Origin of the sequence: Bradyrhizobium sp. URHD0069, assembly GCF_000701345.1 — a bacterium.
Taxonomy (GTDB): Bacteria; Pseudomonadota; Alphaproteobacteria; order Rhizobiales; family Xanthobacteraceae; genus Bradyrhizobium.
The window spans coordinates 256,602-277,654 of sequence record NZ_KL370776.1 but is presented as its reverse complement, the minus strand read 5'-3'; the positions used below and the strand labels follow the sequence as shown (position 1 = coordinate 277,654).

General features: G+C 62.1%; 19 protein-coding genes and 1 other RNA gene. 4 read left to right on the top strand and 16 right to left on the bottom strand.

All coding sequences use genetic code 11. The features are described from left to right. Window positions 1–707 precede the first annotated feature (707 nt). The 7 genes from ilvC to miaA all read right to left on the bottom strand — a co-directional run bounded on the left by ilvC (window position 708) and on the right by miaA (window position 7,934). Entirely contained in the window at window positions 708–1,727 is a 1,020-nt protein-coding gene (gene ilvC / locus N554_RS0133600) for a ketol-acid reductoisomerase (RefSeq protein WP_029587454.1), read from the bottom strand. A gap of 144 nt (window positions 1,728–1,871) precedes the next feature. Beyond that, a complete protein-coding gene (locus N554_RS0133595) occupies window positions 1,872–2,474 on the bottom strand; it encodes a LysE family translocator (RefSeq protein ID WP_029587453.1) in 603 nt (200 codons plus the stop codon). A 7-nt stretch (window positions 2,475–2,481) separates the two neighbouring features. Then, the gene (locus N554_RS0133590; protein ID WP_029587452.1) at window positions 2,482–3,357 is read right to left on the bottom strand and encodes an EamA family transporter; all 876 of its coding nucleotides are present in this window, start codon (window positions 3,355–3,357) and stop codon (window positions 2,482–2,484) included. 8 nt (window positions 3,358–3,365) lie between these two features. After that, complete coding sequence (locus N554_RS0133585) at window positions 3,366–4,061, bottom strand: class I SAM-dependent methyltransferase (RefSeq protein ID WP_029587451.1); 696 nt, start codon at window positions 4,059–4,061, stop codon at window positions 3,366–3,368. Between the two features lie 3 nt (window positions 4,062–4,064). Continuing rightward, the gene (gene ilvN, locus N554_RS0133580) at window positions 4,065–4,607 is read right to left on the bottom strand and encodes an acetolactate synthase small subunit (protein WP_029587450.1); all 543 of its coding nucleotides are present in this window, start codon (window positions 4,605–4,607) and stop codon (window positions 4,065–4,067) included. A 187-nt stretch (window positions 4,608–4,794) separates the two neighbouring features. Further along, the gene (locus N554_RS0133575; protein WP_029587449.1) at window positions 4,795–6,570 is read right to left on the bottom strand and encodes an acetolactate synthase 3 large subunit; all 1,776 of its coding nucleotides are present in this window, start codon (window positions 6,568–6,570) and stop codon (window positions 4,795–4,797) included. A gap of 398 nt (window positions 6,571–6,968) precedes the next feature. Next, window positions 6,969–7,934, bottom strand: coding sequence for a tRNA (adenosine(37)-N6)-dimethylallyltransferase MiaA (gene miaA / locus N554_RS0133565; RefSeq protein WP_029587448.1), 966 nt, complete (start codon window positions 7,932–7,934; stop codon window positions 6,969–6,971). Here miaA and serB point away from each other — a divergent pair. Continuing rightward, window positions 7,933–8,826, top strand: a complete 894-nt coding sequence (serB, locus tag N554_RS0133560; protein ID WP_029587447.1) for a phosphoserine phosphatase SerB — start codon at window positions 7,933–7,935, stop codon at window positions 8,824–8,826. The genes miaA and serB overlap by 2 nt on opposite strands. Window positions 8,827–8,944: 118 nt before the next feature. On the opposite strand, the gene N554_RS0133555 is transcribed toward serB, so the two are convergent. From N554_RS0133555 to N554_RS0133515, 9 genes are all read right to left on the bottom strand, one after another. Beyond that, window positions 8,945–10,465, bottom strand: a complete 1,521-nt coding sequence (locus N554_RS0133555; RefSeq protein WP_029587446.1) for a Do family serine endopeptidase — start codon at window positions 10,463–10,465, stop codon at window positions 8,945–8,947. A gap of 320 nt (window positions 10,466–10,785) precedes the next feature. Beyond that, entirely contained in the window at window positions 10,786–10,986 is a 201-nt protein-coding gene (locus tag N554_RS0133550; protein ID WP_029587445.1) for a DUF2065 domain-containing protein, read from the bottom strand. A gap of 69 nt (window positions 10,987–11,055) precedes the next feature. After that, entirely contained in the window at window positions 11,056–11,979 is a 924-nt protein-coding gene (gene hflC, locus N554_RS0133545; protein ID WP_029587444.1) for a protease modulator HflC, read from the bottom strand. Next, the gene (gene hflK / locus N554_RS0133540) at window positions 11,976–13,124 is read right to left on the bottom strand and encodes an FtsH protease activity modulator HflK (RefSeq protein ID WP_029587443.1); all 1,149 of its coding nucleotides are present in this window, start codon (window positions 13,122–13,124) and stop codon (window positions 11,976–11,978) included. Before hflK ends, hflC begins: the two co-directional genes overlap by 4 nt. Window positions 13,125–13,282: 158 nt before the next feature. Further along, the gene (locus tag N554_RS0133535) at window positions 13,283–13,837 is read right to left on the bottom strand and encodes a dihydrofolate reductase (RefSeq protein WP_245283794.1); all 555 of its coding nucleotides are present in this window, start codon (window positions 13,835–13,837) and stop codon (window positions 13,283–13,285) included. Further along, window positions 13,834–14,628: a thymidylate synthase gene (locus N554_RS0133530; RefSeq protein ID WP_029587441.1), complete on the bottom strand. Its 795-nt coding sequence runs from the start codon at window positions 14,626–14,628 to the stop codon at window positions 13,834–13,836. Before N554_RS0133530 ends, N554_RS0133535 begins: the two co-directional genes overlap by 4 nt. A 176-nt stretch (window positions 14,629–14,804) precedes the next feature. Then, window positions 14,805–15,791 carry a tripartite tricarboxylate transporter substrate binding protein BugD gene (locus N554_RS0133525; RefSeq protein WP_029587440.1) on the bottom strand — a complete coding sequence of 329 codons (987 nt, stop codon included), beginning with the start codon at window positions 15,789–15,791 and terminating at the stop codon, window positions 14,805–14,807. 120 nt (window positions 15,792–15,911) lie between these two features. Further along, window positions 15,912–17,477 carry a tripartite tricarboxylate transporter permease gene (locus tag N554_RS0133520; RefSeq protein ID WP_029587439.1) on the bottom strand — a complete coding sequence of 522 codons (1,566 nt, stop codon included), beginning with the start codon at window positions 17,475–17,477 and terminating at the stop codon, window positions 15,912–15,914. 7 nt (window positions 17,478–17,484) lie between these two features. Further along, window positions 17,485–17,985 (bottom strand): tripartite tricarboxylate transporter TctB family protein, encoded by a 501-nt coding sequence (locus N554_RS0133515; protein ID WP_029587438.1) that lies wholly within the window; start codon window positions 17,983–17,985, stop codon window positions 17,485–17,487. Between the two features lie 268 nt (window positions 17,986–18,253). Between N554_RS0133515 and ssrA the strand changes: the two genes are divergently transcribed. The 3 genes from ssrA to fumC all read left to right on the top strand — a co-directional run bounded on the left by ssrA (window position 18,254) and on the right by fumC (window position 20,811). After that, window positions 18,254–18,611, top strand: a transfer-messenger RNA (tmRNA) gene (ssrA, locus tag N554_RS39330). 176 nt (window positions 18,612–18,787) lie between these two features. Then, window positions 18,788–19,297, top strand: a complete 510-nt coding sequence (locus N554_RS0133510; RefSeq protein WP_029587437.1) for an SspB family protein — start codon at window positions 18,788–18,790, stop codon at window positions 19,295–19,297. 92 nt (window positions 19,298–19,389) lie between these two features. Then, the gene (fumC, locus tag N554_RS0133505) at window positions 19,390–20,811 is read left to right on the top strand and encodes a class II fumarate hydratase (protein WP_029587436.1); all 1,422 of its coding nucleotides are present in this window, start codon (window positions 19,390–19,392) and stop codon (window positions 20,809–20,811) included. The last annotated feature ends 242 nt before the right edge of the window (window positions 20,812–21,053 follow it).

Sequence of the window (21,053 nt, the reverse complement as noted above, 5' to 3'; positions counted from 1 at the left end):
ATGGGCCCCTCACGTCATTGCGGTCAACAGGTCGGCGCTTAGCGCCGCCCATTGACCAGGCTCCGCGAAGCAATCCAAAGCAAGGAGGCTGGATTGCTTCGTCGCCTCGCTCCTCGCAATGACGAGCATAGCACTTCTTCATCCATTCGGCCGCGACAATGTCCGGTCGCTTTCGGCACATCCAGACCTCGCAATGCGGCAGGTTGCCGAGTTCAAACACGATGGCGTTGCCTGGTTGCCTACGTCAAACGCTTGTCAGGGGTTAAACGGACTCGGCGCTGATTTGGCCTCAGGATGCTGTAGGCCAATTTTGAGTTGGGCGTCGCCACCACCTGGGAGTCCACCGTCGGCACGCTGGTCTCCTATGAAAACAAAGCTGGAGGGCCCCTCATCCTGAGAGTCTGACTCAAGAGCGGCCAGTAGAATAGGCCACTTCTCGTCATTGCGAGGAGCGAAGCGACGAAGCAATCCAGTAAACAGCCCTATTAAATCCTCTGGATTGCTTCGCTGCGCTCGCAATGACGGTCTCAAAATCCGCTATTTTGTTGCGTGCATTCTCGGTCATACTCTGAGAAGGCGCCAACGGGTCCGCGCGAAGCGCGGCCCGATGATATACTCCGCGCCGTCTCGAAGGATGAGGTGCGTTTACGGGGCCTCATGGTGCGAGACGCGCGTGCCGCGCTCCTCGCCAGGAGGAGAGCGCAAATTTAATTCTTCGTCTTGTCGACCAAGGCGCCCTTCTTGATCCACGGCATCATGTCGCGGAGTTTTGCGCCGACTTCCTCGATCGGGTGCTGCGCGAGCTTGGCGCGGGTGGCCTTGAACGAGGTCTGGTTGACCTTGTTCTCCAGCATCCAGTCGCGGGCGAACTTGCCGCCCTGGATGTCGGCGAGAACGCGCTTCATCTCGGCCTTGGTCTCGGCGGTGACGATGCGCGGGCCGGTGACGTATTCGCCATATTCGGCGGTGTTGGAGATTGAGTAGTTCATGTTGGCGATGCCGCCTTCATAGATCAGGTCGACGATCAGCTTCACTTCGTGCAGGCATTCGAAATACGCCATCTCCGGCGCGTAGCCGGCTTCCACCAGCGTCTCGTAACCGCCCTTGATCAGTTCGACCAGGCCGCCGCACAGCACCACCTGCTCGCCGAACAGGTCGGTCTCGCACTCTTCCTTGAACGAGGTCTCGATGATGCCGGCACGGCCACCGCCGATGGCGGAGGCGTAGCTCAGGCCGAGGTCGTGGGCGTTGCCCGAAACATCCTTGGAGATCGCGATCAGGCAGGGCACGCCGCCGCCGCGCTGATACTCCGAGCGCACGGTATGGCCGGGGCCTTTCGGCGCGATCATCAGCACGTCGAGATCGGCGCGCGGGTCGAGCAGATTGAAGTGCACGTTGAGGCCGTGGGCGAACACCAGAGCGGCGCCCTTCTTCATGTTGTCGTGCAGATGCTCGCGGTAGATGTCGCCCTGCAATTCGTCGGGGGTCAGCATCATCACGAGATCGGCCCACTTCGCGGCTTCGGCGACTTCCATCACCTTGAAGCCGGCGGTTTCGGCCTTCTTGGCCGATGAGGAGCCCTTGCGCAGCGCGATGGCAACGTCCTTGACCCCGGAATCCTTCAGGTTCAGCGCATGGGCATGGCCCTGGCTGCCGTAGCCGACGATGACGACTTTCTTGCCCTTGATCAGGTTCAGGTCGGCGTCGCGATCATAATAAACACGCATGGTCGTTCCTCTTGGCTGGCCGGGCGGACTGCCCGGATCGTCATGTGTTCTGAAGTCTCGGTGGGGCCGGCGGGCGATTTCGGGCGTTGTCTAGAGCATTTTGAACCCCAGGGGAAACCCGTTTCTGCATGCCGCAATGCCGCATCATGCGTCCATGAAGACGGGATAGAGCGACGCCAGCAGCAGCACGGCCATGACGATGTTGAACGCCCGCACGGCCCTCTCGGATGTCAGTAGCGGCCGCAGCGCGCTGCCGAACAGAGCCCAGGCCACGGTCGACACCGTGCCCATGACGAGGCTCACCCCCGTCTGTATCATGATATTCCAGGGAAAGGCCGCAATCGCCGCGTAGGCGGTGATGGTGCCGATCACCATCACCCACCCCTTGGCATTGACCCACTGGAACATCGCCGCGCCCCAGAACGTCATCGGACCGCGCTGGTTGTCCTGCCCCGATGCCGCCGGCCCGGCCATCGCGATGACAGCGGCGAGATAGATCAGGTATGCGGCGCCGGCATATTTCAGGACCGTCTGCAGCATCGGATAGGCGATGAAGATCGTCCCTAGACCGAGGCCCACCGCCGCGACCATGAAGGCGAAACCGATCGTAATGCCCGCCATGTGCGGCAATGTGCGGCGGAAGCCATAGGTCAGGCCCGACGACAGCAGCATGATGTTGTTCGGCCCCGGCGTGAAGAACATCACGAGGGCGAACATGACAAAGGCGATGAAAAGAGGCTGCGACATATGGCGTTCAAGCGATCTTCGGCAGGACTTGCGGCCGCTTCGACAGCACCATGATCGCGATGCCGCCGACCACGGTGGCCATGCCGGCCAGCCGCAGCGGTCCAAACGTTTCGCCAAACACGACGCTGGATGCCGCGGAGCCGACAAACGGCACCAGCAGCCCGAACGGCACCACTTGCGCCGCGGAGTAATCCCGCAACAGCCGGCCCCACAGCCAATAGGCGACGCTGGTGGATATGCCGCCGAGCGCGAGCACGCAGACGAGACCCGTCAGCGATATGTGCGACAGGGCGTGCCAGGTTGGCTGAGGGCCATTGGTGAGCAGCGTCAGCGCCAATAGCGGTATCGCGGCGGTGAGACACAGCCACGCAAACAGGTCGAACATCCGTACATGCTGCGCGCGGCGCAGCAGCAGGTTGCCGATGGCGAAGCTAACCGGGCAAATCATAAGCACCGCGAACGCGCCGACGCTGAAATCATAACCGACGGTGCCGCAAATCATCAGCAGGCCTGCCGTGGCGACGCCGATGCCGAGGGCTTGCGAGGGGGTCGGCAGCTCGCGAAATGCGATCGCCGCAAAGCCGATCGTGAATAACGCCTGACTTTGCACGATCACGCTGGAGAGACCGACGGGAACGCCGAGCGCGATGCCATAGGCCTGCGCCAGGAATTGGCCAAGAAACAGCGTGAAGCTGATCGCGATCAGCAGCGGCCAGGATACTTTTGGCTTGCGCACAAACAGGCATGGCACGGCGGCGATAGCAAACCGCAGCGTTGTCATCAGTTCCGGCGAGAACTCATCCAGCGCCAGCCGGCTTGCAACAAAGCCAAGGCCCCAGATCACCGCCACCGCGACCGCGAGACAGACGTCGTAAGGCTTCATCGACGTCCCTAGCTCTGCTCGCCGGATTTTGGTTTTCGCAGGAGATAAGTGCCGTGCAGCGGCGCGTGATAATCGGCTGACACCAGCGTGAAGCCGACGTCGGTCAGCATCCGCTCGATCACCCAGCCGAACGTCGAATATTCATCCCGCATATGGGTGACGACGCTGCCGCGCGAGAAGTCGTGATTCCCGATGTTGAAGTCGGCCCACTGCTCGACGTCGCGCTCGGGCCCGTCGGGCATGCTGGCGAACACGATATCGCGCAAATAGAAGCATGCGCCGGGCTTCAGCGCACAACAGATCCGCGACAGCGCGACGGCCTTCCAGAAATCCGGCAGATGATGCAGCGTGAACTCGCTGACGATCAGGTCGTAGGAGTTCGGCTGGTAGGCGAAACTCAATAGTCCCGCCGACTGGGTCCGGATCGCCACTTTCCGGTCGCGCGCCTGGATTTCCGCGAGCGCCAGCATCGCCGGGGAGATATCGATCGCGTCGACCTCGGCGCCCATCAGCGCCGCCTCGCAGGCCAAAACGCCGTTGCCGCAACCGATATCGGCCATCCGCCAGCCGCGCTGCACCCCCAACATCGTTAGCGCCGCGCGGGCGCGGAGGTCGCTGTCGTCGTGGCGGTCATAGATCGAAGCGACAGCGGAATCGAGCCCGATCTGCCGCCGTTCATTGTAGTACCAGTCGCGCGCCAGCATGGCTCACATCCCCTCCGGCCCGCGGCCGATGGCGGCGACGCCTGTGCGCGAGACCTCGACCAGACCGAGAGGGCGCATCAGGTCGATGAACTGGTTGATCTTGGCGGAGTTGCCGGTGATCTCGAACACGAAGCTTTCGGTGGTGGCGTCGATCACCCGGGCGCGAAACGCCTCCGCCAGGCGCAGCGCCTCGACACGGTGATCGCCGGTGCCGCGCAGTTTCACCATCGCCAGTTCGCGTTCAATCGAGCGGCCGCTCAGCGTCATGTCGACGACGCGATACACCGGGATCATCCGATCGAGCTGGTGTTTTATTTGCTCGATCACCATCGGCGTGCCCGTGGTGACAATGGTGATGCGGGAGAGATGCTTCTGGTTCTCGGTCTCGGAGACGGTGAGACTTTCGATGTTGTAGCCGCGGCCGGAGAACAGCCCGATCACGCGCGCGAGCACGCCCGGTTCGTTCTGCACGAGCACCGAGAGCGTATGAAACTCGATCGGATCATGGCGGTCTTCCATGAAGTAGGCGGAGGCGGGCTGGTTCATCTTAATTCCCTGTCGCTCTCTTGTTCGTCGTGTCATTTCCGCCCGTCATCCCCGCGAAGGCGGGGATCCAGTAATCGCCGGCGCCTATGCTAGATCCGCGCCGCCGCGGCGTACTGGATCGTCCGGTCAAGCCGGACGATGACAGTGGAATTTGCGGCCGACGGTTCGCGGGACCCTCAGTCATCGCTCACACCAGCGCCTTGCCGCCGGCAAACGCCGTGGCGGTGGCTTCGTCGTTGGCTTCCGCCGGCAGCAGCATTTCATTGTGGGCTTTGCCGGACGGGATCATCGGGAAGCAGTTTTCCAGCGCCGCCACCCGGCAATCGAACAGCACCGGGCGCTTGACGTTGATCATCTCCTTGATGGCGCCGTCGAGGTCGCCGGGCTTGATGGCCTGCAGCCCGACGCAGCCGAAGGCGTCGGCGAGCTTGACGAAATCCGGCAGCGATTCGGAGTAGCTGTGCGACAGCCGGTTGCCATGCAGCAACTGCTGCCACTGCCGCACCATGCCCATATACTGGTTGTTGAGGATGAAGATCTTGATCGGCAATTCGTATTGTATCGCCGTCGCCATCTCCTGCATCGTCATCTGCACCGAGGCGTCGCCGGCGATGTCGATCACGAGGCTATCCGGATGCGCGACCTGGACGCCGACCGCCGCCGGCAGGCCATAGCCCATGGTGCCCAAACCGCCCGAGGTCATCCAGCGATGCGGCTCCTCGAAGCCGAAGAATTGCGCCGCCCACATCTGGTGCTGGCCGACTTCAGTGGTGATGTAGACGTCGCGGCCGCGCGTCGCCTCGAACAGCCGTTGAATGGCGAATTGCGGCAAGATGATATCGTTGTTCTTTTTGTACGACAGCGAATTGCGCGCGCGCCATTTCGCGATCTCCTGCCACCACGGCCGGATATCCTGCTTTTTCGCCTCCGCCTTGAACACCTGCAGGAGATCGCCGAGCACACTGGCGGCATCGCCGATGATCGGAATATCGACGCGGATGTTCTTGTTGATCGAGGACGGATCGATGTCGATATGGATTTTCTTCGAGTCCGGCGAAAACGCATCGGTGCGTCCGGTGATGCGGTCGTCGAAGCGCGCGCCGACGCACAGCATTGCGTCGCAGCCGTGCATCGCCATGTTGGCTTCGTAAGTGCCGTGCATGCCGAGCATGCCGAGCCAGTTCTTGCCCGACGCCGGATAAGCGCCAAGACCCATCAAGGTGGAGGTGATCGGAAACCCGGTAGCCTCGACCAGCTCGCGCAACAGCTTTGAGGCTTCGCGTCCGGAATTGATGACGCCGCCGCCGCTGTAGATCACCGGACGCTTGGCGGTGGCCAATAGCGCCACGGCCTTGCGGATCTGCGCCGCATCGCCCTTGATGCGCGGCGTATACGACACGTGCACGTCGGACTTGCGCGGCGGGTGATAGGTGCCCATCGCGAACTGCACATCCTTCGGCACATCGACCACCACGGGGCCGGGACGACCCGTGCTCGCGACGTAGAACGCCTCGTGCAGCACCTTGGCGAGATCGTTGACGTCGCGCACCAGCCAATTGTGCTTGGTGCAGGGACGGGTGATGCCGACGGTGTCGCATTCCTGGAACGCGTCGTTGCCGATCAGGTGCGTCGGCACTTGGCCTGTGATGCACACCAGCGGTATCGAATCCATCAGCGCGTCCGTCAGCGGCGTCACCATATTGGTGGCGCCCGGCCCCGACGTCACCAGCACCACGCCCGGCTTTCCAGTGGAGCGCGCATAGCCCTCGGCAGCGTGGCCGGCGCCCTGCTCGTGCCGCACCAGGATGTGCTCGATGTCGCTCTGCTGGAAAAGCTCGTCATAGATCGGAAGCACCGCGCCGCCGGGATAACCGAAGATGTGCTTGACGCCATGATCGATCAGCGCCCGCACGATCATCGCTGCGCCGGTCATCTGGTTCGGATCGTGGCTCTTGTCGCTCATGGCTTGCTCCGGATGCGCTGTTGTCAGCGGCTTTCTTCAGTTGAGGTTGGAAAATAAAAAGGGGCCCAAGAGGCCCCATGCACACCGCCCGAATTTGGGATGGCCTAGCCATCCCCGGCGGTGCGCCTGGGTACGACGACGATAAGCAGTTTGGTAATTTTATTACGCATATGACCGCTCGAACTTCCCAAAGGTTGCGCGACTTATAGCCGCCCGACCCCAGAAGTCAAGGGCAGGGCGCAGGAAGCGCGATTTGCGGAGCTTAGCGGGGTTCCAGGCGATCGGCGAGCGTTTTCAGCGTCATTCTTCGATGTGCAATTGCATATCGAAGATGCGCCTTCGGCCGGCAATGCCGACCTGAGGCACACAGGCCGCGGGGTCCATACTCCCGATCGTGGCTATGGATTCGGGGCTCGTTTGCTTCGGTCGCGCCCCGGAATGACAGTGGAGATCCATCCCCCCGCCTCCTCCAGCTTCACCCACTCGAATTCCGGCAGTTGATGCCGAAACCACGTGAACTGCCGCTTGGCGTAGTGACGCGTATCGGCGCGGCCGATCACGGTCGCCTCGTCCAGCGTGATCTCGCCGCGGATATGCCGGATCAGCGCCGGCACGCCATGGGCCTTCATTGCCGGCAAGAGCGGATCGAGGCGCCGCGCCGCCAGGCGAGTGATCTCCTCCAGCGCGCCGCTCTCCAGCATCGCACTAAAACGCACATCGATCCGGGCATAGAGCTCGTCGCGATCGGGCGCCAGAAACAGCGCGTTGAATTGGCCCGGTGGCAATAGCGGCGGTAATCCCTCGCGATGCCAGTCGGGCAGCGAACGCCCCGTCGCCTCCACCACCTCGAGCGCGCGCGCGATGCGGGTGCGGTCGCGCGGCTTCAGCCGTTCGGCGGATGCCGGATCGCGTCCCGCAAGCTCGGCATGCAGCGCCTCGACGCCGTCGCGTTCCAGCCGCGCGCGCACGCTTTCGCGGATCTCCGGCGGAATCGGCGGCACCGCCGACAATCCCCGCGTCAGCGCCTTGAAGTACAGCCCGGAGCCGCCCACGAAAATCGGCAGGCGGTTTTGCGCCCATGCTTCCGCAAGCACTTTGCCCGCATCGGCCTCCCATGCGCCCGCCGAAAAATTCACCGCGGCATCGACATGGCCATAGAGCCGGTGCGGCACCGCGGCCTCTTCTTGCGGCGTCGGCCGCGCCGTGATGACGCGAAGATCGCGATACACCTGCATCGAATCGGCGTTGACGATGACGCCGCCGGTTTTCTGCGCCAGCTCAAGCGCCAGCGCCGACTTGCCGCTGGCGGTCGGCCCTGCGATAAGCACGGCCTTGCTGCTCACCTCTGGCGAATTCACCGGCATGTCTCTCGTCGCCACCCTCATCTGCAATCCCGCCGCCCCCGCGCTCGATAGCACGGTCGTGGATGGCGCGCGCGCCATTCTCCCCTCGCCCGGTCCGGCACAATGGCTATTCAACGGGGTGGCGGTCGACATTCCCTTCGCCGGCAGCGACGATATCCGCGGCGTCGAAAAACGACTGCGCGAGGCGCGCGGCGATTTGCCGATCGATATTGTCGTGCAGCCTCAGGCTGTCAGGCGCAAGAAGCTTTTTCTGGCCGACATGGATTCCACCATGATCGGCCAGGAGTGCGTCGACGAGCTGGCCGACTTTGCCGGGCTGAAAGCGCACGTCGCCGCGATTACCGAACGTGCGATGCGCGGTGAAATCGAGTTCGAGCCGGCGCTCCGCGAGCGCGTCGCGCTGTTGAAGGGCCTGCCGGTCGGCGTGGTCGATGAAGTCTTAAAGAAACGCATCACGGCAACGCCGGGCGGCCGCGAACTGGTGGCGACCATGCGCGCCCACGGCGCCTGGACCTGCCTGATCTCGGGCGGTTTTACGCTCTTCACCAACGCGGTCGCGGCCATGATCGGGTTTCAGGAAAACCGGGCCAATGAACTGCTGGTGCAGGACGGCAAACTGATTGGCGAGGTCGCCGAGCCGATCCTGGGCCGCGCGGCCAAACTCGCAACGCTGGTCGAGCTGCGCGAATCCTTCGATCTCGACGAGATCGACACGCTGGTGGTCGGCGACGGCGCCAACGATCTCGGCATGATCCAGGCCGCCGGCCTCGGCGTCGCCTACCACGCCAAACCGGCAGTCGCAGCGGTGGCGGCAGCGCGGATCGATCACGGCGATCTCTCGGCATTGCTCTATGCGCAGGGGTATCGGCGCGAGGAGTTTGTCGGGATTTAGTCCCTCGGTGTCATCACCCGCAAGAAGCGGGTGAACCAGTATTCGAAGCGTCACCGATGGAGTCCGATGGCTGCAGCATGGTGGATACTCCACTTTCGCGGAGGAGTATCACAGCCATTTACTGCACGCCGAGCGCCACAAACCGCAGGTCGCCGTCGGCGTTGGCTATCAGCAGCAGGACGGATTTCTTGCCGTCCTTTTTCAACTGATCGACGCGCTTTTTGATGTCGGCAGCGTTGCTCACGGCCTCCTGCGCCACCTCGACGATCACCTCGCCGGCGCTGAGGCGTTTGTCTGCGGCGTCGGAGCCGCCGTCGACGTTGGTGATAACGACACCCTTGACGCTGTCCTTGATCTTGTAGCGGGTGCGCAGGTCCTTGCTCAGGGCTGCGAGATCGAGCCCGAGCGCCTTTTGCGTGACCGGCTTCTCCGCAGGCTCGGCTTGCGTCTTGGCTGCGGCCTGCACCGCCTTTTCGCCGTCCTCGAGGCGGCCGAGCGTGACCTTCCTGGTTTGCTCCACGCCTTTGCGAATGATGACGACCTCGACCTCCTTGCCGACAGCAGTATCGGCGACGACGCGCGACAGGTCCTTCGGCTCCTTGATGTCCTTGTTGTCGAACTTGACCACGACATCGCCGGGCTCGATGCCCGCCGGTTTCGCCGGGCCCTTGTCCTCAACGCCGGCGATCAAGGCGCCGCGCGCCGGCTTGATGTTGAGGCTTTCGGCGATCTCGTCGGTGACCTGCTGGATGCGAACGCCGAGCCAGCCGCGGCGCAGCTCGCCGAACTGCCTGAGCTGATCGACCACGCCGACCACGGTCTTCGAGGGCACCGCAAAGCCGATGCCGATCGAGCCACCGGACGGCGAGATAATCAGCGTGTTGACGCCGACCACTTCGCCCTCGAGGTTAAACAGCGGACCGCCGGAATTGCCACGGTTGATGGCGGCGTCGGTCTGGATATAGCTGTCATAGGGGCCGGAATTGATGTCGCGGTTGCGTGCCGAGACGATGCCCGCCGTGACCGTGCCGCCAAGGCTGAACGGATTGCCGATCGCGATCACCCATTCGCCGAGACGTAGCTTGTCGGAATCGCCGAACTTCACCGCGACCAGTGGCTTCGCCGGCGGCTTGAATTTCAGCACGGCGAGATCGGTCTTCTTGTCGACACCGACCAACTCGGCCCTGATCTTGGTGCCGTCGTTCATGATGAGGTTGATCTCGTCCGCATCGGCAATGACGTGATTGTTGGTCACGGCAATGCCGGAGGTGTCGACGATGAACCCGGAGCCGAGCGAATTGGTCTTGCGCGGCTGCAGGTCGCTGTTCTTGTCACCGCCTTTGGAACCACCGCCCGGACCCCGGCGGTTCTTGAAAAAGTCGTCGAAGAATTCCTCGAACGGCGAGCCCGGCGGCAATTGCGGCATCGCGCCTCGGCCATCCCCGCCAACCTTGGCTTCGACGGTTTGCGAGGTCGAGATGTTCACCACCGCATCGATCACCTTCTCGGCGACGTCGGCGATGCCGTCGGGGCCTCGCGCCAGGGCCGGCGCGGACGCCAAAGCGCTGGTGGCGCCAAGGCAGATCGCGGCCAGTAAGGGGCGCAGGCGATGACTCAAGGCTGGGATTGCGCCGGTCATGTTCGATCTCTCTCCTAAACGGATCGGAAATTTGAGGCCCACAGTGCGCCCGAACAGGGTTTCGGCGCAAGCATTCGCGTTGAGCATTTCGTTCATAAGTTCCTCTCAATACGACGAAAAACGGGATGCCGCCACTCACGATGACGTTGCTCCCTAAGTCTTATTAGGGGTCCCGCCATTTCCCAGCCAACGGGTCGGGCGAATGCGCGCCCGATGGCAGGCTCCGCGAAGCAATCCAGAGCTGCGGGAAAGAACTGGATTGCTCCTCGCTCTGCTCCTCGCGATGACGATAATAAGGCCAATCCTGTTGGCCGCGGCAGCTAGCGCCGGACCACCCATATCAGGATCAGGCCCACGACCGCCGATCCGATGCCGACTGCGCGCAGAATGTTGTCCGGCGTCGCCAGCGCGCTCTTCATGGCCCGGCGCATCCAGGCCGGGCTTGCCGCGAATATCAAACCTTCAAGCACAAACAAAATGCCCACACCGATGAGGAAGTCGGCGAACGCTATGGACCTCATCGGACTGCAACCTCCCCCGTGAGTTTTGAAGGCCGAGGCGAGGTTCCGCTTCGCCCCCCTTTGTTTGCCTTACGGCCTCGTCGCGGCCGCAGCGGCTGCCGGCGGCGTGGCTGCCGCTGGCGGCTTGCCCGAGGAGTTGCTGAAGAACTTGAAGAAGTCCGTGTCCGGCTTCAGCAGGAAGCGGGTGTCGTTGCTCTTCAGGCCGTTTTCGTACGCCGCCATCGAGCGATAGAACGCGAAGAAATCGGGATCCTTGCCATAGGCTTCGGCGAACAGCCGGTTGCGCTCGCCGTCGCCCGCGCCGCGCACCTGCTCGGCGGTCGAATTGGCTTCGGCGACGATGACGGTGGCTTCGCGATCGGCCTTGGACCTGATCTCCTGCGCCTTCTGGCCACCCTGCGCGCGGAACTCGGCGGCTTCGCGCTGCCGCTCGGTCTGCATCCGCTGGTAGACCGCCTGGCTGTTCTGCTCCGGCAAATCGGCGCGCCTGATCCGCACATCGACCACCTGGATACCGTAGCCATCCGCTTCCTTGTCAAGCTGTTCGCGAATCCGCAACATCAGGGCTTCGCGCTCGTCGCGCACGACCGTAATAAAATTCACTTCGCCGAGCACCCGCCGCAGCGACGCGTTCAGCAGCGTCGTCAGCTGGATGTTGGCGGCCTGGATCGAGCCGATGCTCTGATAGAACCGCAGCGCGTTCTTGATGCGATAGCGGGCGAAGGCATCGACCACCAGCCGCTTCTGGTCCGACGCGATGACTTCCTGCGACGGATTTTCCAGATCAAGGATGCGCTTGTCGATTGAGATCACGTTGTCGATGAACGGCGCCTTGAAGTTCAGGCCGGGCTGGGTGACGACCCGCACGGGCTCGCCGAGCCGCACCACCAGCACCTGTTCGGTCTGCGCCACGGTGAATACCGAGCTATAGCCGATGATAACGACGACAAACAGCACAAGCAGCGCGGCAATTCCGCCAACTGGGGACTTCATCGGTTGCTCCCGCTCTGCTGTTGCTGGCCCGTTGTTGTCTGAGGCTGACGCCGCGGCGACAGTTCGCTCAGGGGCAGATAGGGCACGATGCTTTGTGAGGACGACGAGCCGCCGTCATAGACCAGCTTCTCGGAACTGCCGAGAATGCGCTCCATCGTCTCCAGATAGATGCGCTGCCGGGTAACATCGGGCGCCTTCCTGTATTCGTCGTAGACCTGCAGGAAGCGCGAGCTCTGGCCCTTGGCCTCGGCGACCGCCTGCTCCTTGTAGCCTTCGGCGACCTGCACGATTTGCGCGGCGCGGCCGCGGGCGTCCGGAACGACGCGGTTGGCATAGGTCTGGGCTTCGTTCTGCAAGCGCTCGAGGTCGGCGCGCGCCGCCTGCACGTCGCGGAAGGCGTCGATCACCTGCGCCGGCGGATCGACCTTCTGCATCTGCACCTGCGTCACCTGGACGCCCGACCCATAACTGTCCAGCGTCCTCTGCATCAGTTCCTGTACGCCCTGCTCGGTAGTGGTTCGGGCGCCGGTGAGAATCGGCTGGATGTTGGAGCGGCCGATCACTTCGCGCATCGCGCTTTCGGCAACCGCCTTCACCGTGCCCTCGGGATTCTGGATGTTGAACAGGTAATTGCCGACGCCGTCCGGCTTGATCCGCCACAGCACGGTAAAATCCACGTCGACGATATTTTCATCGCCGGTCAGCATCAGGCTTTCTTCCGGTACGTCGCGCATCGTCCTGCCGCGCCGCGCCGGGTCCTCGATCAGCGACATACCGATGCTGATGGTGGAGACGCGCAGCGCCTTCGGCAGCAGCACGGTCTCGATCGGATATGGCAGATGATAGTTCAGGCCCGGCTGCACGGTTCGCACATGCTTGCCGAAGCGCAGCACGACGCCAAGTTCTTCGGACTGGACGCGGAAGAATCCGGACAGTCCCCAGATCACGAGGGCCACGAGCAGGATAATCGCGATGCCCATGCCGCTGAAATAACCGCCCGGCAACAGCTGTTGCAGCCGGTCCTGGCCGCGGCGCAGAAGATCTTCGAGATCGGGCGGCCTTGGCCCGGTCGACTGCGGGCCGGATCCCCACGGCCCCTTCGGACCCGAGCCCCACGGGCCACCGCCTTGATTCTTCCACGGCATCGAATGTCTCCTCCGCGAGGGCCTAAGGGCCATGACGGCCAGCCTCGCAATACTGCAGGGCCTTATAGGGGACCACCCCGGCCCTTACAACGCGGCTTGTTGGCTCGAACAGCTATGCTTGAGCCCATAATTGTCAATGCAAACCTTGACGAATGGCGTTAATGCGACTTTCGCCGGCGATATGTTACATAGCAGAAGTCCGCGCTATCATCCGCACCGGCCGAATTCCGGACGCGGGCAACTTCTTCCCACTCTGCAGGATCAATTGGGGCGAAATACGTATCGCCCTCGGGCCGAATGTGAACTTCGGTAATCTCCAGACGGTCGGCAACCCCCATCCATTGCGCGTAGATTTCCGCGCCGCCGATCACGGCGATGTCAGTGGCGAAACGCCGCAGTGCATCGCCCAAGGCGATCGCGCGGACAGCAGCGAACGAAGTCGCGATCACCGCTCCCCCAGCGCGAAAGTTTGCGTCGCGCGTGACGACGATATTGGTCCGTCCGGGAAGCGGCCTGCCGATCGAGGCGAACGTTTTGCGTCCCATCACCACCGGCTTGCCGATCGTGATCGCCTTGAAGCGCTGCATGTCGGATTTCAGCCGCCAGGGAATCGTGCCGCGAAAGCCGATCACGCCGTTGTCGGCGACCGCGACGACAAGGACGATTTGCGGACGAGCCTTGATTTCAGGAGGAACCCTATCAGTCGCGGTCACACCGCGACCTCGGCCTTGATGTGCGGGTGCGGGTCGTAGCCTTTGAGCACGAAGTCTTCATAGCGGAACTTGAAGATATCCTTCACATCCGGATTGATCGTCATGGTCGGCAGCGGCCGCGTCGGGCGCGTCAGTTGCAGCCGGGCCTGATCGAGATGGTTTGAATAAAGGTGGGCATCGCCAAGCGAGTGAACGAAGTCGCCGGGCTTCAGGCCCGTCACCTGCGCCACCATCATCGTCAGCAACGCGTACGAGGCAATGTTGAAGGGTACGCCGAGAAACACGTCGGCCGAACGCTGGTAGAGCTGGCACGACAATTTGCCGCCTGCGACATAGAACTGAAACAGGCAATGACACGGCGGCAGCGCCATCTTGTCGACGTCGGCCGGATTCCACGCGCTCACGATCAGGCGTCGCGAATCCGGATTGCGCCGGATCATGTCGATGACGTTGGAGATCTGGTCGATGCTGCGTCCATCCGGCGCCGGCCAGGATCGCCACTGCGATCCATAGACCGGACCGAGATCGCCGTTGGCGTCGGCCCATTCGTCCCAGATCGAAACGCCGTGCTCCCTGAGATATTTGACGTTGGTATCGCCGGCCAGAAACCACAGCAATTCATGCACGATCGATTTCAGCGGCAGCTTCTTGGTGGTCAACATCGGGAAGCCGGCGGCCAGATTGAAGCGCATCTGATGGCCGAAGATCGACAACGTGCCGGTGCCGGTGCGGTCGTGCTTCTCCGCGCCGTCAGCGAGGATCCGTTCGAGCAGATCGTGATACTGATTCATGGCGTTAAGTTATGAGCCCTGCGAGAAGGCGAATTTTAGCGGCCGCGACAGCCGTTCGATAGCGGCGATTCGGCCAGACCTATCGACTATACCCGGAAAAATGAGCATCCGGCTCACAAACGGCAAGGGAGGAAGGGCGTGTTCTGCCCTTCCTCAACCGGTTTCGCCTAACGAAATCAATTCGTCGCAGGCTTGAGAACCGGCGTCCACTTTTCGATTTCACCTTTGACGAGCGCTGCCAGCGCCTCCGGGGTGCGCTGCCCCGCCGCCGGGATCACGCTGCCGAGATCAAGCAGGCGTTTGCGAACACCTTCATCGTCCAGCGCCTTGACGGCTGCGGCATTAAGCTTGGCGATGATGGGCGCCGGTGTTCCCTTCGGCGCGAAAATCGCGTTCCATGCCTGGGCTTGGAAAGCCGGCAGGCCGGCCTCCGCGGTAGTCGGGACGCCAGGCAAGGATGGATTGCGCTCGGGCGTTGCGATGGCGTAGGCCTTGATGGTGCCGCCGTTGATTTGCGGAACGGCGTTGACGATCTGGTCGCACATATAGTCGACCTGACCGCCGACCAGCGCATTCATGGCGGGCCCGGTTCCATTAAACGGAACGCCGGTCGGTTTGATATCGAGAATCGAATTCAGCAATTGGCACGAGACATGCGAGACCGAGCCGACTCCGGCATGCGCCGCGTTGACCTTCTCGACATTGGCTTTCACGTAAGTGACGAATTCCTTCAAATCTTTCGGCGGAAAATCCTTGCGCGCCAGGATCAGGATCGGCGTGCCGGCCAGAAGAGAGACCGGCTCGAAATCCTTTTGCGGATGGTAGGCAAGGCTGGGGTAAAGCGGAACCGATGCCGCGTGGGTACCCATATGCCCCGTGATCAGCGTATATCCGTCATTGGCGGCACGCGCGGCGCGAGCGCTGGCGGTGGTGCCGCCAGCGCCGACCACGTTCTCGATGACAATGGTCTGTCCAAGCGTCTGCGCCATATGTCCGGTGACAATGCGCGAGATGACGTCGGTCGGACCGCCCGCCGCAAACGGCACGATCATCGTGATGGTGCGTGTCGGATAGGTTTCAGCCTGGGCGTGCGCGGCAATCGCACTGAGACCGACCGCGGCCGCCAAAGCGCCGCCCACAAGCATGCGACTGTACAATTTCATCAGATTTCTCCCAGGCCCGTTGTGCAAACGCCGCCACAACCGGCCGACATTTGCGTCATACACAATACACGTCAGTTCCCGAAGTCGATTCGACTTCGGGATGCGGCGCACCGACGCAGGTTAGTTCTCGGACTCCACGAACACCTCGTCGCGTTTTTTGCGCAGCGCCGGCAGCACCGCGAGCACCAGAAGGGCCGCCGCAACAGCCATCAACGCCGCTGACAGCGGACGGGTAACAAAGACCGACCAATCGCCGCGCGAAATCAGCAGCGCGCGCCTTAGATTCTCTTCCATCAGCGGGCCGAGCACCATGCCGAGCAGCAGCGGTGCCGGTTCAAAATCATGCTTGATCAGCCAATAGCCTACCAGACCGAACGCACCGGCGAGCATGACATCGGTCGGAGCATTGTTGAGGGAATAGATCCCGATGGCGCAAAAAACCACGATCGACGGAAACAGCAGTCGATACGGCACCCGCAGCAGCCGCACCCAGATGCCGACCATTGGCAGATTGATGATGATCAGCATCAGATTGCCGACCCACATCGATGCGATCATGCCCCACACCAACTCGGGCTGTTTCTGCATCACCTGCGGTCCCGGCACGATGCCGTGAATGGTCATTGCGCCGACCATCAGCGCCATCACCGCATTGGGCGGAATGCCCAGCGTCAGGAGCGGGATGAACGAGGTCTGCGCCGCTGCGTTATTGGCGCTTTCCGGTGCGGCGACGCCTTCGATCGCACCGCGGCCGAAGCGCGATGGATTCTTGGACACCTTTTTCTCGAGAGTATAGGCCGCAAACGACGCGATGACCGCGCCGCCTCCCGGCAGAATGCCGAGGATCGATCCCAGGATCGTGCCGCGGGCGATGGCCGGCGCGGAGTCGATCATGTCCTTTTTGGTCGGCATCAATCCGGTGACTTTTTCCTGTACGAGCTGGCGGTCCATTTCCGCGCCGGCGTCGAGGTTGCGGATGATTTCGGCAAACCCGAACACGCCCATCGCCACGGTCGCGAAACCGAGACCATCGGCCAGTTCGGGAATGTTGAATGCCATACGGGATGCGCCGGTCTCGATATCAGACCCGACCATCGACAGCAGCAGACCGAAAACGATCATCGCGATCGCCTTCAATATCGATCCTTTCGCGAGAACGACCGCGAATATCAAACCGAGCACCATCAGCGAGAAATACTCGGCGGGACCAAACGCCAGCGCGAGCTTGGTCAGCGGCGCGCCGAGCACCGCGATCAGCACGGTCGCGACACAGCCGGCGAAGAACGATCCGATCGCGGCGATGGCGAGCGCCGGACCGGCACGACCCTGCTTCGCCATCTGAAAGCCATCGAGCGTGGTGACCACCGAACCCGCTTCACCGGGAATATTGACCAGGATCGACGTGGTCGAACCACCATATTGCGCGCCGTAGTAAATGCCCGCGAGCATGATCAGCGCACCGATCGGCGGCAGACCGAAGGTTATCGGCAGCAGCATGGCGACGGTGGCGATCGTGCCGATGCCCGGCAGCACGCCGACCAGCGTTCCGACCAGCGCACCCAGCAGACACAGCAATATGTTAACCGGGATCGGAATGGCGAAGCCGCCGAGCCACGACGGCGACCACGACACGAACTGGAACACGACACTGAAGCCGAGCCCGAGATTGGAAAAAAGATCGGCCATTACGCCCTCACTGAAGCAGGAAACGCGGGAAGAGCTGCAGCGGCAGCCCCAGCGCATAAGGGAAAAGCAGACTGCAGCCGGCGGTCAGGCAAATTCCGACGATGATGGTTTCCTTCCACCTGGTTTCCGGGGTGCCAAGCGCTGAGATCAGAAAGCTGGCGAATGCCGAAATCACCAGACCCAGCGGGCGGATCGTGAGGGCAAACGAAAGAATGCCGAGCGAAACGAAAAGCGGACCTCGCCACGCGTAGGTCGCCAGGTGAGCGCCTTCGGTCAAAACACCGACCAGCATCACCGCTATGCCAAGCCCAAGCAACAAAAACGCAAACATGCGAGGCGCTGTTCCAGCCCCGAACGAAAATCCACGCGTACCCTGAAGGTCGCTCGATGCCCACAAGGCGAATAGCGCGATGGCAATAAGCGCTACTCCGCCGACAAAATCCTGCGGACCGCGGACCCATTTCGGCAACATGGATTCGACCGGCCGATGGCTCGGCGTATCACTCATCGATTTCTCTCCCACGCACAGGGCTTTTCGCCCATTCTGTTTGGATAGCGGCTGATGCAGTCCCCCCGAAGGACCTTGCTAGCGGTTTTCGTCAAACTTGCTAGCGATTTTCGTCAAATAAGGCCAGCAAAACCCAAACAATCCCCGGCGGCGCAATGGCAGCCGTCAGCGAATCAGCTGGCATCATCAGGGCCACCCAACTCGGCACGTCCCGCCCTTGTTTGAAACCGACGCCGCCAGCGTTTTTGCGGCGGAAGCCCCCGCAGGGGCTCTATTTTTCTCAAATTTTGCACCCTATATTAGGAGTGCCGGTTCGCCGGCTATGGAAATAAAGTGCCGTCGCAATAAACCATTCGGACCCGGGGGCAGCACCCGGCGCCTCCACCCAAGCCCGCCGCAAGATGCGCGGGTTTCGGCGGGGGCGAAACAGGATCGACGAGGGCGTAAAGGGCGTGTTTTTTCCCGGTATTGTTCCGCCGTTATCGGGCTATGCAATAGTTGCAAACGACAACTATGCTCCGGTTGCTCAGGCCGCGTAAGCGGTTTGAAAGACCAAGTCTAAAGTCCTAGTGGGTTAAGCTCCGCTAGGCGGGGTTCGGAGGCACCTGGCAACAGAAGCCTCCACTTCATTTTCCTTATAGCCAGATTTTCCTTATAGCCAGCCTTTGCCGGAATTTCCGCCACCAACGGGAACGCCTGCTGACCTCGGCGCGTCGCCGGAGTAGCATAGGGAAAATGAGCGAGTCGGGGGACCGACGCCGCCGCGATGCGCCGGCAGCATTTGAACGCGACAGGACCGATAATGGCGACCGATCATATCCGATACGACCTGCTGGCGCGCGACGCCCTGCGCGGAGTGCTGCGCCGCGTCCTTGCCGATGCCGCCGAGCACGGCCTGCCCGGGGAGCATCATTTCTTCATCACCTTTCTGTCGAACGCGGAGGGCGTGAAGCTTTCCCCGCGGCTACTGGCGCAATACCCGGAAGAAATGACGGTCATCCTGCAGCACCAGTTCTGGGATCTGGTGGTGACCGAGGATCGTTTTGAAGTCGGCCTGTCATTCGGCGGCATTCCCGAGCGCCTGGTGGTTCCGTTCAATGCCATCAAGAGCTTCTTCGACCCCTCGGTACAATTCGGGTTGCAGTTCGAGCCGTCCGACGCCGCGATCGAGGCCCCGGCGGCAAGCCTTCCAGCTGTCCCCGCCCCATCAGCCGACACGGTTCCCGCACCCGCCGCCGAAACTCCGGATGAACCGGCGAAACCGAGCGAGGGCGCAGAAGTCGTGCGGCTGGATCGCTTCCGCAAGAAATAGTCCGCGCAAGTGATCCTTGTAGAATGAACGTCCCGTCGCGCGGAACCAGCCGTGAGCTGGCTCCGAACGAACGGTCTCGCGCAACGGACATGATGATGGTTCGATCGACAACGACATCGCGATCCAATTCCACGCGCTCTGAGACCGACAGCTTCGGTCCGATCGATGTTCCCGCCGACCGCTACTGGGGCGCGCAGACCGAACGTTCCAGGCAGAATTTCCGCATCGGCCAGGACCGGATGCCGATCGAAATCGTTCGTGCGCTCGGCATGGTCAAACTAGCTTCCGCGGAAACCAATCGCGAGCTGGGGCTGCTCGACCAGCGCCGCACCCGCGCCATCGTGCGCGCCGCGCGCGAGGTGATCGACGGCAAGCTCGACGATCATTTTCCCCTCGTTGTCTGGCAGACCGGCTCCGGAACGCAAACCAACATGAACCTCAACGAGGTGATCGCCAACCGCGCCAACGAGCTGCTGGGCGGCAAGCTCGGCGCCAGGCAACCGGTCCATCCCAACGATCACGTCAATATGAGTCAGTCGTCGAACGACTCGTTCCCCACCGCCATGCATATCGCAGCCGCAATGCGCATTACGACCGATCTCATTCCCGCGCTCAGCGAGCTTCACCGCGCACTGCGCAACAAAGAAAAGGTTTTCGCTCATATCGTCAAGATCGGCCGGACCCACACCCAGGATGCGACGCCTCTGACGCTAGGTCAGGAATTCTCCGGCTACGCCGCGCAGGTCGAGAGCGGCATCGCGCGGCTGCGCGTGGCTGTAAGAGATCTTTTTCCGCTGGCGCAAGGCGGCACCGCCGTCGGCACCGGACTCAATTCCAAGCCGAGATTTGCCCGCCTGTTTGCCAAGCACGTCGCCAAGATTACCAAACTGCCCTTCACGAGCGCCGCCAACAAGTTCGAGGCGCTGGCCTCCAACGACGCTTATGTGTTCGCGCACGGCGCTATCAATTCGGTGGCCACCGGACTGTTCAAGATTGCAAACGATATCCGTCTGCTGGGCTCAGGGCCACGTTCCGGATTGGGCGAGCTGATCCTGCCGGAAAACGAACCGGGCTCGTCGATCATGCCGGGCAAGGTCAACCCGACGCAGTGCGAAGCGTTGACCATGGTTTGCTGTCAGGTGTTCGGCAACCATACCACCGTCACGGTCGCGGGCAGCCAGGGCCACTTCGAGCTGAACGTCTACAAGCCGGTGCTGGCATATTGTATGATGCATTCCATACAGTTGCTTGCCGACGTGGCACGCTCATTCACTGAGCATTGCGTCGAGGGAATACGCGCGGACGAGAAACGGATCCGGAGCCTGATGGAGCGCTCACTGATGCTGGTGACTGCGCTGGCTCCCCGGATCGGCTACGACAACGCCGCAAAGGTTGCCAAGTCGGCTCACTCCCGCGGCACGACGTTAAAGGAAGAAGCGGTGCGGCTGGGCTTCGTTTCCGCTAATGAATTCGACCGGCTGGTGCAGCCGGACAAAATGACCCGTCCCGGCTGATCACAGCACCACGAAACCGGGAAATTATGCGGGCAGAAAATAATTATAGGCCATAGCGCCTAAAGATTGAGGCCGCTCAGCTATCGGCGTTGCGCCGCGGCGCGGTAGAGCACAAATATTTTGCTTTCGCAGAGCGGAGCATGTTTTTTGATGCTACAGAGGACGATGACGGGGACTTCTGGATGATGAGCGAGCTTGCCACGGGCGACCACTCACCCCTCCGAAAAAATATCGCATGCCCT

What these genes read in the sequence shown, in the direction of transcription:
- ilvC (WP_029587454.1), bottom strand. Translation starts at nt 1,727, where the DNA reads ATGCGTGTTTATTATGATCGCGACGCCGACCTGAACCTGATCAAGGGC.
- N554_RS0133595 (WP_029587453.1), bottom strand. Translation starts at nt 2,474, where the DNA reads ATGTCGCAGCCTCTTTTCATCGCCTTTGTCATGTTCGCCCTCGTGATG.
- N554_RS0133590 (WP_029587452.1), bottom strand. Translation starts at nt 3,357, where the DNA reads ATGAAGCCTTACGACGTCTGTCTCGCGGTCGCGGTGGCGGTGATCTGG.
- N554_RS0133585 (WP_029587451.1), bottom strand. Translation starts at nt 4,061, where the DNA reads ATGCTGGCGCGCGACTGGTACTACAATGAACGGCGGCAGATCGGGCTC.
- ilvN (WP_029587450.1), bottom strand. Translation starts at nt 4,607, where the DNA reads ATGAACCAGCCCGCCTCCGCCTACTTCATGGAAGACCGCCATGATCCG.
- N554_RS0133575 (WP_029587449.1), bottom strand. Translation starts at nt 6,570, where the DNA reads ATGAGCGACAAGAGCCACGATCCGAACCAGATGACCGGCGCAGCGATG.
- serB (WP_029587447.1), top strand. Translation starts at nt 7,933, where the DNA reads ATGTCTCTCGTCGCCACCCTCATCTGCAATCCCGCCGCCCCCGCGCTC.
- miaA (WP_029587448.1), bottom strand. Translation starts at nt 7,934, where the DNA reads ATGCCGGTGAATTCGCCAGAGGTGAGCAGCAAGGCCGTGCTTATCGCA.
- N554_RS0133555 (WP_029587446.1), bottom strand. Translation starts at nt 10,465, where the DNA reads ATGACCGGCGCAATCCCAGCCTTGAGTCATCGCCTGCGCCCCTTACTG.
- N554_RS0133550 (WP_029587445.1), bottom strand. Translation starts at nt 10,986, where the DNA reads ATGAGGTCCATAGCGTTCGCCGACTTCCTCATCGGTGTGGGCATTTTG.
- hflC (WP_029587444.1), bottom strand. Translation starts at nt 11,979, where the DNA reads ATGAAGTCCCCAGTTGGCGGAATTGCCGCGCTGCTTGTGCTGTTTGTC.
- hflK (WP_029587443.1), bottom strand. Translation starts at nt 13,124, where the DNA reads ATGCCGTGGAAGAATCAAGGCGGTGGCCCGTGGGGCTCGGGTCCGAAG.
- N554_RS0133530 (WP_029587441.1), bottom strand. Translation starts at nt 14,628, where the DNA reads ATGAATCAGTATCACGATCTGCTCGAACGGATCCTCGCTGACGGCGCG.
- N554_RS0133525 (WP_029587440.1), bottom strand. Translation starts at nt 15,791, where the DNA reads ATGAAATTGTACAGTCGCATGCTTGTGGGCGGCGCTTTGGCGGCCGCG.
- N554_RS0133520 (WP_029587439.1), bottom strand. Translation starts at nt 17,477, where the DNA reads ATGGCCGATCTTTTTTCCAATCTCGGGCTCGGCTTCAGTGTCGTGTTC.
- N554_RS0133515 (WP_029587438.1), bottom strand. Translation starts at nt 17,985, where the DNA reads ATGAGTGATACGCCGAGCCATCGGCCGGTCGAATCCATGTTGCCGAAA.
- N554_RS0133510 (WP_029587437.1), top strand. Translation starts at nt 18,788, where the DNA reads ATGGCGACCGATCATATCCGATACGACCTGCTGGCGCGCGACGCCCTG.
- fumC (WP_029587436.1), top strand. Translation starts at nt 19,390, where the DNA reads ATGATGGTTCGATCGACAACGACATCGCGATCCAATTCCACGCGCTCT.